Origin of the sequence: Ureibacillus manganicus DSM 26584, assembly GCF_000772945.1 — a bacterium.
In the GTDB taxonomy this organism is placed as follows: domain Bacteria; phylum Bacillota; class Bacilli; order Bacillales_A; family Planococcaceae; genus Ureibacillus; species Ureibacillus manganicus.
This window is the reverse complement of record NZ_JPVN01000003.1, coordinates 146,575-160,178: the sequence shown is the minus strand read 5'-3', so window position 1 is coordinate 160,178 and position 13,604 is coordinate 146,575. Positions and strand designations below refer to the sequence as shown.

At 37.5% G+C, this 13,604-nt stretch carries 10 protein-coding genes, 1 other RNA gene and 1 riboswitch; of the genes, 2 read left to right on the top strand and 9 right to left on the bottom strand.

Annotated elements, in window-relative coordinates; genetic code table 11:
* The first annotated feature begins 22 nt into the window (after positions 1-22).
* Positions 23-1,297, top strand: a complete 1,275-nt coding sequence (locus CD29_RS03480; protein WP_036182884.1) for a M20/M25/M40 family metallo-hydrolase — start codon at positions 23-25, stop codon at positions 1,295-1,297.
* 233 nt (positions 1,298-1,530) lie between these two features.
* Here CD29_RS03480 and CD29_RS03475 read toward each other — a convergent pair whose 3' ends face one another.
* The 6 genes from CD29_RS03475 to CD29_RS19545 all read right to left on the bottom strand — a co-directional run bounded on the left by CD29_RS03475 (position 1,531) and on the right by CD29_RS19545 (position 8,722).
* Entirely contained in the window at positions 1,531-1,785 is a 255-nt protein-coding gene (locus CD29_RS03475; protein WP_036182881.1) for a hypothetical protein, read from the bottom strand.
* Between the two features lie 291 nt (positions 1,786-2,076).
* A complete protein-coding gene (locus tag CD29_RS03470) occupies positions 2,077-3,684 on the bottom strand; it encodes a hypothetical protein (protein ID WP_036182879.1) in 1,608 nt (535 codons plus the stop codon).
* A gap of 353 nt (positions 3,685-4,037) precedes the next feature.
* Complete coding sequence (locus CD29_RS03465; RefSeq protein ID WP_036182878.1) at positions 4,038-4,319, bottom strand: hypothetical protein; 282 nt, start codon at positions 4,317-4,319, stop codon at positions 4,038-4,040.
* A 291-nt stretch (positions 4,320-4,610) separates the two neighbouring features.
* Positions 4,611-5,906 (bottom strand): NCS2 family permease, encoded by a 1,296-nt coding sequence (locus CD29_RS03460; protein ID WP_036182876.1) that lies wholly within the window; start codon positions 5,904-5,906, stop codon positions 4,611-4,613.
* A gap of 155 nt (positions 5,907-6,061) precedes the next feature.
* Positions 6,062-6,162, bottom strand: a riboswitch (purine riboswitch).
* Between the two features lie 146 nt (positions 6,163-6,308).
* Positions 6,309-7,610, bottom strand: coding sequence for an NCS2 family permease (locus CD29_RS03455; protein ID WP_036182874.1), 1,302 nt, complete (start codon positions 7,608-7,610; stop codon positions 6,309-6,311).
* A gap of 227 nt (positions 7,611-7,837) precedes the next feature.
* Complete coding sequence (locus tag CD29_RS19545; RefSeq protein WP_052123978.1) at positions 7,838-8,722, bottom strand: conserved phage C-terminal domain-containing protein; 885 nt, start codon at positions 8,720-8,722, stop codon at positions 7,838-7,840.
* Between the two features lie 223 nt (positions 8,723-8,945).
* Between CD29_RS19545 and CD29_RS03445 the strand changes: the two genes are divergently transcribed.
* The gene (locus CD29_RS03445; RefSeq protein ID WP_052123977.1) at positions 8,946-9,356 is read left to right on the top strand and encodes a hypothetical protein; all 411 of its coding nucleotides are present in this window, start codon (positions 8,946-8,948) and stop codon (positions 9,354-9,356) included.
* A gap of 259 nt (positions 9,357-9,615) precedes the next feature.
* Here the strand turns inward: CD29_RS03445 and ssrA are convergent.
* From ssrA to rnr, 3 genes are all read right to left on the bottom strand, one after another.
* Positions 9,616-9,971, bottom strand: a transfer-messenger RNA (tmRNA) gene (ssrA, locus tag CD29_RS19895).
* Positions 9,972-10,459: 488 nt separating this feature from the next.
* Positions 10,460-10,924 carry an SsrA-binding protein SmpB gene (gene smpB / locus CD29_RS03440; RefSeq protein ID WP_036182872.1) on the bottom strand — a complete coding sequence of 155 codons (465 nt, stop codon included), beginning with the start codon at positions 10,922-10,924 and terminating at the stop codon, positions 10,460-10,462.
* A 244-nt stretch (positions 10,925-11,168) separates the two neighbouring features.
* The gene (rnr, locus tag CD29_RS03435) at positions 11,169-13,562 is read right to left on the bottom strand and encodes a ribonuclease R (protein WP_036182870.1); all 2,394 of its coding nucleotides are present in this window, start codon (positions 13,560-13,562) and stop codon (positions 11,169-11,171) included.
* Positions 13,563-13,604: the final 42 nt, after the last annotated feature.

The window sequence follows — 13,604 nt, the reverse complement described above, 5'->3', positions numbered from 1 at the left end:
TTTGGATACGGAGGATGAAAGAATGTTTAAAGAAACCGATATGGAAAAGATAGTCGTTAGTGAACAAGTAAATAGTCTATACAATGTGCTCATTTCTAACTCTCAAGTGGAGAAAGCACTTTCCTTTCTGAAGGATGATAATGATCAAACAACGGAAGAACAAATCGAACTTACTGCCATTGAGGCACCTACTTTTATGGAAGAAGTAAAAGGAGTTTGGTACAGGGAAAAACTTGAGGAACTTGGCATTCAAGATATTGAAGTAGATGAAGTAGGAAACGTATTTGGAATACGCCCAGGAAGTGGCGATGGTCCAAAATTAGTGGTATGTGCCCATCTTGATACAGTGTTCCCTAAAGGAACAGATGTAATTGCAAAAAGAATAGATGGAAAAGTATATGCGCCTGGAATTGCAGATGATGGCAGAGGTCTGGCAGTAGTTCTTTCACTTACACGAGCATTAAATGAGGCCAATATTCAAACTGTTGGCGATTTGATAATAGGTGCAACAGTTGGTGAAGAAGGTTTAGGAGATTTACGTGGCGTTAAGACTTTATTTAAAAATAGAGACGATATTGACGGGTTTATTTCCATCGAACCTGGTGAGCCAAGTCGAATTACTTATTTAGGCACGGGCAGCAAGCGATATAAAGTCACTTATCAAGGACCAGGTGGCCATAGCTTCGGTGCTTTTGGAACACCTAACCCGATTCATGCAATGGGCAGAGCAATTGCGAAAATCGCAGATATAGAGACTCCATCTAATCCAAAAACTACTTTTAATGTAGGCTTGATTGAAGGTGGAACATCAATTAATACCATTTCAGAAAAAGCTGAGATGTTCATTGATTTACGTTCAAACTCTCAAGAGGAGTTGAAAAAATTAGAAGATAAAGTATTAAATATTATCAATCAAGCAAAAGATGAAGAAAATCATCGCTGGAATCAGTCCGATGATATCACTGTGAATATTGAACAGGTTGGCGATCGTCCTGCTGGTACTCAAAGCCCTGATGCAATCATTGTTCAAGCTGCTGCAGCTGCCGCATCAACTCTTGGATTTGAACCCGATTCAACTCCAGCATCAAGTACCGATTCCAATATTCCAATCTCTTTAGGAATCCCAGCCGTTACCCTTGGCGGTGGAGGAGACTATGGAGGAATTCATACTTTAAATGAATATTATGACCCTACGGATGCTTATTATGGGGTTCAGAATACTCTCTTAACTGTTTTGGGGCTTGTTGGAGTGGAGGGTGTTTCGGAGCCATTGCTAGCAAAGAGAGGGAATTTATAGTGGGACAAGGAGACAACATCGCCCCTCCGATTGAATTACAACATATAAGTAAAAACGCCAAAACCCTTGTTTAAGGCTTTGGCGTTTGTTTTTTCATAATTTATAGAGTTGGGGCAGAAGTCGAACCTGTATCCCGTTTTATTATTATTGTTATTTTGGGTGGTACATAAACCGTAAGTTATATCGAGGCTTCAACCGCTGATATTGCGGTAGGTTAATATTTTACAAGGATATTAACGTATAAATGGTTTCATATCGGATTTTATCGCATTATCTACGGCTGTAACCGCTGCCTGCGTTTTATTACTTTCGTTCGTTGTACTAAATGCATCTAAGAAAATCGTAATATACCCTATCTCTCTAACATCCATTTTTCCGCCTCTGGCATAATTCGGATAGATTCCTCTTATAGCCTTTACATATTTGCGCAATGCCTCGTAATTTACGCTATGCGCTTTTGCAACACTCGTCATATTCATTTGGAACAATTTCTTTCCTCCGTATAATCGACTGCTAGCGAGTCAGTAATTGGCCTGTACCAAACTATACAGAATCCGCATTCCTAACGCAAGTGCAAAACGCTCTGAAGCCACGTCATTACTACGTTTGCAAGCGTTAAAAGTTGCCTTTAAGGCAACTTTTAATTGATAAATCGACGCAAATGCCTGAGAAAACATACTAAAGTTTCCTCTGGGGCCACAAAAAAATTATTTTTATATGCGTTACGATTTTACAGGCTTTTTAGGTTTTTTTCCCTGCCACTTTTAAAAAAACTGTTTTTAGTTAATTGGGTAATAAATGGCATGAAGAATTGGTGATAAAGCTTCTACTCCACCGTTTGGAGCATAGCGAATATGAGAATTCTTAGTTAGATAATCTACCGTTACCTCCTTAAGACCACCATCCATCAAATACCACTTGTCATATAATTTGAATGCAACTTGATCCGATGTTGATAATTTGGTTGAATGAATTACTACAGATTCAATCCCCACTTGATCTAGTACTGCACTAGTATAATAAGAACTTGATGATCCACTATAAAGTCCATTAACTACTAAATCGTAAGCTGACACTGCTCCATTTGCTACACCCTTTGAAGGGTCGTAATAGCTTGAATTTCCTAAAATAGTTAAACTGTCAGAAACTCGTTTATACTCCTCGAAAGTCTTAATGCTATCTCCAAAATTCTCATAGATATCTTCAGCTGCTAAAAGAGCTAGGTTATAAGGGGTTCTGTATTCTGGATTTCTCTTATCAGTGATCGCTTTTTTCTCCTTATAAAAAACATCTTCAAACGCTTGATCTAAATATTTTATATATTTATAGTCACTTTTGAATTTACTATAGTTTCCGTCGCGAGTATTTTGCTCAATTACCTTCATCAATTCATCGTATTCTGCTTGCGTGTTTGTACCATATGAGCGCTCGCCGAATTTTGTCTTCACCTTGTTTCCAATTACATCTGGCGTTTTTAATTTCTTTGGTACTAATGTTAATAAATTTGGATCCTGTTCAAGGAGTACAGGAGATGTAACTGGTACAGTTGTTTGTAAAATTGCAGGAGGCACAAACGGCTTAGCATCACCAACAAATCTTGCAATTTCCACTACATTTTCTGATGATATTGAATCATGATATTTTTTTAAGAAAGTAGATATATGCGCTCTTGTTAATTTCATCTCTGGTGCGTAGTTTTCTAGTGTTGCACCTTTTTTTGGATTTGTCCCACTTGTAATTTTATTTTTGAACATAAATTGTACAGCTTCATCTAACGTAATGTCTTCTGAACCATAGCGCATTGAAACTAACAACTGAGCCAAACTCCCTCGAGTTATTTGTTTACTTCGATTATCATCTGAAGAAGAACTGGTATTGATAGAAAAATACCCGTTGGATTCTACTGTTAGATTACTTGGCCCATTTATGATCCCTTGTAGTTCAGCAGTAATATAGTCCATGTCACTCCATTTATATGAGTTGGTAAAATTTTTACTCTTCATATGCTCATAACCAGCTAAATCATACTGATAACGTAAAAGTATACTCAGAGCCTGTTCTTCTGTTAACTTTCCATTCGGGTCTAACCATGTACCATATTTCTTTGTAGTTGGATGGTTTTGGTTGATATAACCTGTAATATAGCCATTATTTATCATCCATAGCATATCATCAGCCCAATACTGTTTCAGGTCGAAGTCGTTGTATTGTATGTTTGCATTTTTTCCAGCGCCAACATTTGCAGAACTTATGTATTTTAATTCAGAAGCTTCACTTTGTATGTTACTTGCTTGTACCTCTTTAGATTCTAGCAAAGTATCCACTACAAAAACTCCTGTAGTTAATACCGTTGCGATTGTTAATAAACCTAGTATTCGCTTTGACATTGATAATCCTCCATTTCAATTTACTTTTAAATAATTTCAACCATAATTAACATTTTAACTTAAGGCAAATCCATTTTTTAATATATCATACTATTTTTTGGTAATCTATTATCTTATGTGGGTTAGCTTCCTATCGAAATTGCAAATGAATAAAGTTGAACTACTATAGCGCATTTATAATCAAAAAAAGAGTCCCTTTATAGATGCCATCGGAGGACATACGGGGAACTCTTTCTTTATTCGCAAGGATTTAATAACATACTGTTAAATAAAACAGCTTAGTATTGAAATACTAAGCTGTTGAAATTCACATATGTCTGTTACCGCAAATTGGTTTAATTGGAATACAATCTTTACTTAAAATACGCTCTATATGATGTGATAAAAGCTTCCGGTGAAGATTTCACAACATACGGATATACACCTTGTAGCGTATGTAAATAGAGAATACCGCCTTGATTTGCAATTTCTCGATAAGAAAAATCCATTACATCCATAATCGGAAACTCTCTATACTGTGTAACGACCTTATCCGTGTATAAGTAAATGATTCGTTCATGTTCAATTTCAAACTGTTCAAACCTTGTCACTTTTCTTTCTGTTTTTATATAAGGATGTTGTGCGATCAAGCTCATAGAATCCTCCTAAGAAAAAGTCTTCTTATAGTTTATCACAAACATCTGGTCCGATCGTGGTTAAGAAACATCCTGCATATTCATTAAAACGGTCAGGAATTTAACACTACCTATTTAGGACGGAAGGGACAGGTTTGTCCCTGCATTTTATTATTTAGAACAAAAGTTTCCATCCCCACACAAAGACATTAGAAAAAGCCAAAACCCTTTGTTTTAAAGAATTTTGGCTTTTAGCCCTGCTCTATATACCCTCAACCAATTCTCATAGTCACCTAATTTTCTATCCTTAGGCTACACTATAAAAGCAAAGTATAGTATGAATAACAAACAAAGCACATACATAATTGGATGAATTTCTTTATAACGCTTTTGCGCTACTAAACAAAGTGGATATAGAATAAAACCAAATGCAAGACCGATTGCCACACTAGAAGTGAGGGGCATCATGATGATGGTTAAAAAGGATGGAATGACAATTTCCAGCTTCGTCCAGTCTATCTTTCTGATTTCCATTGCCATTAATGCTCCTACAATAATTAATGCAGGGGCAGTAACTTCCAAAGTAATAACGGAAAGAATTGGTGAAAAGAACAATGCAATCGTAAAACAAGCAGCAATAACCACAGCCGTAAAGCCTGTTCTTCCTCCGACTGCAATTCCAGCAGAAGATTCAACACTCGTCGCAGGTGTAGATGTTCCCAGTATAGCTCCAACTGCACTAGCGGTAGAATCAGCAAGCAATGCCCTTCCTATATTCGGAACCGTATTCCCTTTCATCATTCCCGCTTGACTAGTCAGTGCAATTAAAGCACCTGCCGTATCAAAAAAGGCAACAATTAAAAAAGTGAAGATCACTGCCAATAATTCAGGGGTGAACACCTGATCCAAATGGGAAAACACTACTCCAAATGTTGGTTCTATGCTCGGTATACTTCCAATAATTTTTGAAGGAACATTAATTAATCCAACAATCATCCCAATAACCGTGGTAATGATCATTCCATAAAAAATTCCGCCATTGATTCCACGCACTAACATAACAATGGTAATAACCAAGCCGAGAATGGCTAGTAGAGTCGTAGGTGAAGATAAGTTTCCAATCGAAACAAATGTATCAGGATTGGAAATAATAACTCCTCCATTCTTCAACCCAATGAATGTAATGAAAAATCCAATTCCTGAAGCGATTGCATATTTTAAATTCAATGGAATGATATTAATGATCTTCTCCCGAATTTTCAATACACTTAAAATCATAAAAATAATCCCTGCAATAAAAACTCCAGTCAAGGCAACTTGCCATTGTATGCCCATCCCAATACACACAGAAAAAGTGAAAAATGAATTCAGCCCCATACTCGGTGCAATTCCGATTGGGTAGTTAGCAAGCAAACCAATAAGTAAAGTACCGATGATTGCAGTAAGAGCTGTTGCAGTAAATACAGCCCCACTATCCATCCCAGCTTGGCTTAGTATAAGAGGATTGACGACCAATATATATGCTATAGATAGGAAGGTTGTCACGCCCGCTAGTGTTTCCTGTTTAAAGGAAGTATTCCGTTCAGTAAATTTAAAAAAGTTTCTCATGATGTAATCTCCTATTTTGCTAAATGAAAGAATGAACGGAAATGATTCCGAGGTTCGTTTTACAGCCATTACATAATAGTATGTGCTTAATAATAAAAAAACTTTGACCTTAGTTTGGCCAAAGTTTTTATCTACAAAAAGGAATATAAAAATATTATTAATTTTCCATTCCTTGTAGACAAGCTGTTTATGGTAGCTGGTAGAAACTTTCAAGCCGTATTCTTGAATTTATACAAGGTATTTCTATTCTATTAAAAAACAATAAAAGAATGATAACAAGTCTAGGTCAGGACGTCAATAGAATTTATATGGAGACTGCTGGGATTCGAAAAGTTCAAGTTTTTCTCCAAAAACTGGCTCACATAAAAAAGCCACTCGCTTTAAACGAGAGGCTTGAAGTTTTTAGTGAGGCATAAATACTAATTGAATAATGAATAAAATCGCAAAGAAGTAAAGTAATGGGTGAACCTCTTTACCTTCACCTTTGAATAACTTAAATAATGGGTAAGAAATAAACCCAAATGCGATACCAGTTGAAATACTAGATGTTAATGGCATGATTAAAATAACTAAAAATGCTGGGATTGCTTCTTCAACTTTATCCCATTCGATCCCCCGAACAGCACCAATCATTAAACTACCTACGATAATTAATGCAGGTGATGTAATGGCAGAAACACTTGCCAATGCACCCGCTAATGGTGAGAAGAATGCAGTAATTATAAATAGTACTGCAACTGTTAACGACGTTAAACCAGTACTTCCACCCATTGCTACGCCAGAAGAAGATTCTACGTAAGCTGTTGTTGGGCTTGTACCAAACATTGAACCAATTGTTGTTGCTAGTGAGTCACCAAGGAATGCTTGACGTGCTCGTGGTAATTTATCATCTTTTAAAATACCAGCTTGTTTGGCAACGCCGACCATTGTACCTGTCGTGTCGAATAATGTAACTAAAATGAACGAGAATACTGTCCCGTATAAGCCGTATTTAATTACATCGCCAAATGCTTCAATTGGATTCCATACTAAAATACCTTCTGGTAATGTTGGCATTGCAACAACACCATCAAATGTTAAGTTGCCAGTAAATGCAGCGATGATTGCTGTGACAACCATACCCCAGAAAATTGCACCGAATACACGGTACATCATTAAAATAGCAGTAACTAGAACACCTACGATTGTTAACCAAACCATAGTGCTTGATAAATCGCCTAATTTTACTAAGCTTGATTCGTCACCTGTCACTAGGCCTGCTGAACGCATACCGATGAAAGCGATGAATAAACCGATACCAGCCGTAATGGCTAATTTCAAGTTATTTGGAATTGCTTTAACGAGCATTTGTCGTAAAGGCGTTAAGCTAATAATGAAGAAAAGTATCCCGGCTACGAATACAGCAGAAAATGCTGTCATATAGTCAATTTCACCTTTAGAAGCTTGGACAACCGTGAACGTAAAAAATGCGTTCAGACCCATACCAGGAGCCATTGCGATTGGATAATTTGCAAATAGTGCCAACCATAACGTACCAAATACAGCAGCGATAATTGTCGCTGTAAATACTTGTTCGCTAGGCACACCAGCAATAGATAGAATTGAAGGGTTCACGATTACAACGTATACCATTGTAAAGAAAGTCGTTAAACCTGCGAAAATTTCAGTTTTTACAGTAGTATTATTTTCTTTTAGTCGAAACAAAAATTTCAACCTCCTAGATACGAACATTTAAAACAACGAAATTAATAATATTCGGTTTTCAGTTTTAATGCAAGTGTTTTTTCGTAAATTTTCTCCCCATACAAAAAGTTGTTATAACAAGAATATTTAGAATATGAGGAGATGGTCATGTGAATAATCAACCAACGAAACGTTTAAGCAATGGGGTACGGGACGAGGGGAACAGAGGGACTGTACCCTCGTCCCTTTCAATCTTCCTCACCTAAAGTGAAATCTAGTTCGACTGGTTTTATTTCACGTCTCCGCGCTGGTCTACGTTTTTCTTTTGATTCGATTAAATAGTTTTCAAAGTTAGTAGGGCTAAATAATGTGCTGGGTCTTAAGAATGTTTTCATTTTCGGATCATGTAACCATTGTTTTACTTTTACATTAATAACCTCTTTAAAGTCCTCTAATTTGTAGCCTTCTTTTAATCTAGCCTTAATGAATCGTTGGGTTGAATGATTGTCAATTCGATAGTTTCGATTTGTTTTTTTGTTTAAGTACTGGATCACTTCTGCGACAACGTCGAGATGTTTCTCGACAATAGGCCTTTTCTTTTTTAATTCTTCTTTAAATTCTTCTTTTATATATGGCACTACTTTGTCCTCCAATTGTGGTACATACTGGCTGACAATTGGAGAATCTTTTGTATTTTTGCTACAGTCATTTTGACTTTCAATGGCAGGAGAAATTTCTGTCTGAACTTCCGGGTGTTGTCCAAAACCAACAAGCGTTTCATTGATGGGATCATATTGCATACCTAGTCGACGATACAATTCCTCGTAATCAATTCGATACCATTTCGTTTTCATGACTTTGGCTGGGTTGTAGACTTGGCTCGAAATAATGATGCGATCCTTTTCTAAGTTCAAAAAGCCCCGACTAATCGTCTTCTCCGAATAAAAAGGAAATTGCTTTTGCCAATTCATGTATGTATGTCTGTACCAAGTATAACCATCTTTTTTATAAGGCGAATGCATCAAACGATAATGAAGCTGCTGCAAAATCATTGCCTCCTTAATACCTAGTTTCAACGCAAGTGTAGGTAATGTTTGCAAAGGTGCCTCTGGAATAAGTAACTTTTCTTTCAATGTTAATGCTCTCCTTTTTGAAATATTCGATTCACCCTTTATATAGCTTTCAAACTCGAAAAATGAGACATGATGGAGAGAAAAAATTGGCGATTGTGATTTTTAGGAGAATAAAAAATGCCTAATTGAAAATTTGTTCGTTCAGCATGTCTCAATTAGACGCAAAAGTCACTATGTAATAGATAGAGTGGTCCAAACCGTCTAAAAAAAGGAGAGATAGAAAATGAATAAATACGAGGCAAATGAAGTTTTAGTGGATGAGAGTGGAAATAGTGAAGGTAGCAATTTACTAATAGAAGAAAGTCCTCTGCTAGTCTTACCTACCATTGCAACAAAATTAAGTCTTAATGAAGCTATCGTTTTACAACAGGTACACGTAAGTGCTGAGGAAGAACCACTATCCATGGCAGGGCACAATTGGGTACACAAATCGTACCTCGAATGGCAAAAACAAAATTTCCCGTTCTGGTCTGAGAAAACAATTTCGCGGATTTTCAAAAAACTTGAACAAAAATCACTTATCATCGCACATAAACCACAACTTCATCGGTTCGATCAATCCAAATGCTATCGAATAAATTATGAACGGTTGGAAAACTTCTTAGAGGAAATGGAGGATTGGGAGATGGATTAGGTTTGAGTGGGATGAATGATAATGAATTTTTGGGAGTGTTGAGGTATGGACTACAACACTCCTTTTTTAGAACATTGTGACAGGAAGTATAATAAATAAAATAATTATTCAGTTTGGGTTGGAACCGTATGGTATACATTAAACCTTACTAAATTGTATTTATAAAAACCTTTTGTTATTTAAAATTATCTTTGAAATCGATTGAAAATAAAAAAATGTCAAAACCCAATTTAACAAGAGTTTTGACATTGGTTGAAATCTATGGAGACGGCGGGAGTCGAACCCGCGTCCAGAAACTCCAATACTTAAACTTCTACGCGTGTAGTTTGCCTATTTGCAATTCGTGCTACATTATGCCGACAAACAGGCGTCCTGAGCACTAACTTGGAAATCTCTTGACGGTGACTCAAGTGGCACCACCGACCGTATCCCACTAAAGTTGGGCCCCACGTTCTCTACATGGGCGATAGAGAGGCAGAGCGCTCACGAGCTTACGCTGCGAAAGCTAAATTTTGTTGTTTGCCAGTTATTATATAACTTCCGTTGATGACGGAGCCGAGACCTCCGACGCGCAGCTCAAGCTTGAACCATCCCTGTCGAATCCGTAACGTCCCCTTATTATAAGGGTCATGGCGTGATGCCATGTACGGCAGTGATGCATTTAAGCATCGAACTTAACTCTACTGGCTGTATGAATATTATACATCGCGAAACACTAGAATTCAAGACATCATCTCCATGTATCTGTTGGAGACTTTGCAAATACTTGGAGCGAAAACCAAACTTCATTTTCATAGCCTGATCAAATAGAACTTTGAAAAATAAAACGCATTTCTCTCGACTACCGAAATTGACATACGACATAATCAAAAATATGTGCAAATTGCACTTAATTATTAATAAGTCGTATATCGAATTCGTCTGCGAGCGCTTTTCACTTTTTACATCACAAGACAAAATCGAAACAAGCAGTTTTTTCGCAGCTGAGCTTTTATTGGTTTCTTGCCTTAAACGCACGTTCCACTTCACGCTTTGCTCCGCTTCACTTTATTCAGCTCCGCAGAAAAGTAATGGAAACCATTTCTATATTTCTGTTCATATAGTTACTGGTTGCGTGCTTTAAATGCACGCTCAACTTCACGTTTCGCTTCTTTCTTCTTCATATCATTACGCTTATCGTAATCTTTCTTCCCTTTACCAAGACCAATTAATAGCTTCGCGTAGCCATCTTTAATATACATTTTGAGTGGAACAATTGTGTAGCCATCTCGCTTTACAGCGCCAACTAACTCACCAATTTGCTTTTTGTGAAGCAACAGTTTTCGCACACGTAGTGGATCGTGATTGAAACGGTTTCCTTGTTCATAAGGACTGATGTGCATGTTATAAATCCATGCTTCTCCATTTCGGATTTGAACGTAGGAATCTTTTAGTTGCACTTTTCCAGCACGAATTGCTTTGATTTCAGTACCTTGTAATACCATTCCTGCTTCATAGGTTTCTTCTATAAAATAGTCATGGCCTGCTTTTTTGTTTTGAGCTAATACTTTTCCAGATCCTTTTGCCATTCTTAACACCTCACAACACATCGATCACCTAGGATCGAACAAATTCTTTCGTGGATTCTTGTTTGATTGCTTAGAAAATCACTCAAGCGCAATTTCCCAAAAACACCTCAACTTTCCAATCCTAACGTGCGAAAGGCTGCGTAAAAATTGCTTACTGCACTTGCCTTAGAAAGCAATTTTTTGACAGCCTATCCGACAACTTTTTATTTCTTTTACTATACAATAACTCGCTGAAAACTACGAGTTATCTTTTCTTCTTTTTCTTTTTGTTCTTTTTGGCAACGCCTTCGTAAAATCTTTGCTTTTGTTTTACTTTACCGCCGCCGCCTGGCTTTTTGTCGTCGTCCGTTCTTCTTCTACGTCCGTCACCACGACCACCGCCGCGGCCTTCTTCCTTCTTGTCACGCCCGCCTTCACCACGACCTTCACCGCGTTTACTGTCACCACGACGACCCGCATGAATGACTTTCGGTGCAGCTTTTCTCGTTCTTTCAAAGGATTTCACCATGCCAACAACTTCAAAGTCAATCGAAGATTCTTCAATAATGACATTCGTTACGCGAACTTGGACTTCATCACCAATACGGAATTGGCGACCTGTATGTTCACCAATCATGATCATTTGACGATCATCGAAATGGTAGTAGTCGTCCGTCATATTACTAATGTGGACAAGTCCTTCCACCGTGTTCGGTAATTCAACAAACATACCAAAGTTCGTAATGGAAGAAACCATTCCTTCAAATTCTTCACCAATTTTATCGGACATGTATTGTGCTTTTTTCAGTGCATCAGTATCGCGCTCTGCATCAACAGCACGACGCTCACGTTCTGATGTATGATCAGCGATTTCATCCATCGCCATTCCCCATTTTGTTGTCGTTTCCTTCGAAACATCCTTATTGATTAAATATGTTCGAATTAAACGATGCACAATTAAGTCAGGATAACGACGGATTGGCGATGTGAAGTGTGTATAATAATCCGTTGATAATCCAAAGTGTCCAATGGATTCTGGATAATATTTCGCTTGTTGCAATGAACGAAGCAACATCGTTGAAATAACCGGTTCTTCTGGTAGTCCTTCAATCGCTTTTATAATTTCCTGCAATGCTTTTGGATGTACCGAGTTCCCCGTCCCTTTTATAACTAATCCAAAGTTCGTAACAAACTCAAAGAAACGATTCAGCTTTTCAGGTTTTGGATCTTCGTGAATACGGTAAATAAACGGTACTTCCATCCAGTGGAAATGTTCTGCAATCGTTTCGTTCGCCGCTAACATGAACTCTTCAATAAGTCGCTCAGCTGTTCCACGTTCACGTAGTACGATATCTTGAGGCCAGCCATCTTCATCAACCAATACTTTCGACTCTTTAAAGTCAAAGTCAATTGCTCCGCGGTCAAAACGTTTATTGCGAAGGATTTGAGCTAATTCCTCCATATCTTTAAACATCGGAACAAGACTTTCATATCGTTTCATTAATTCTTTGTCTTGGTCTACTAAGATTTTATTCACATCAGAATAAGTCATACGCTCTGTCGTTTTAATAACAGATTGGAAAATTTCATGTTCAACCACTTGCCCATTTCGGTCAATAGTCATTTCACATGATAACGTCAGACGATCCACCTGTGGATTTAATGAACAAATTCCATTTGATAATCTGTGTGGAATCATCGGAATTACTCGGTCTGTTAAATAAACACTCGTCGCACGGTCATAAGCTTCTCTATCAAGTAAAGAGCCCTCTGTCACATAGTAACTAACATCGGCAATATGGACACCAAGTTTGTATTTACCGTCTTCGAGTTTTGTTACAGTAACAGCATCATCAAGGTCTTTTGCATCTGCACCGTCAATAGTGACAATCATTTCATTGCGCAGATCACGACGGCCAACTAAATCATCCTCAGAGATGGAGTCAGGCACTTGAGCAGCCGCATCTACAACCTCTTGTGGGAATTCTGGTGGAATCCCATGTTTATAAATAATCGATAAAATATCAACACCAGGATCATTTTTATGTCCTAGAATTTTTGTAATAATCCCTGTTGCAGACTTAATTTCACTTGGCCAGTTTACGATTTCCACAACAACTTTGTGACCGTCAACTGCTCCAAGGGAATCTTCTTTTGTTACGAAGATGTCCATATTTAACTTTTTATCGTCTGTTACAACAAATCCAAAACCGCGATTTGCCTGGTACGTTCCAACAAAAGTTGTTTGACTTCTTTCAATTACTTTCGTTACAGTACCTTCTCTACGGTCTCCGGATGTTTCCTTTAATACGCGAATTAAAACTATATCCCCATTAAGTGCCCCATTTACTTCATGAGGTGGGATAAAGATATCATCCATTCCTTCTTCTTCTGGTGTTACAAATCCAAACCCTTTTGCGTGGCCGATAAATTTACCGCGCATTAAATTCATTCGTTCAGGTAAACCATAACGATTCGATCTCGAACGAACGATTAGTCCTTGATCTTCCATTCGGACTAATGTTTTTATTAACTCTTTAAACTCATCTGCGTCTTCTAAATTTAAGACTTCTTCGATTTCATCCGTTTTTAGTGGTTTATATTCATCGTCTTTCATGAGATCCAATAGACGTTGTTGTAGTGTATTGTTTTGAGTCATAGATTTCCCTCCTTTTAACATACTAATGTGACTTTATATTTA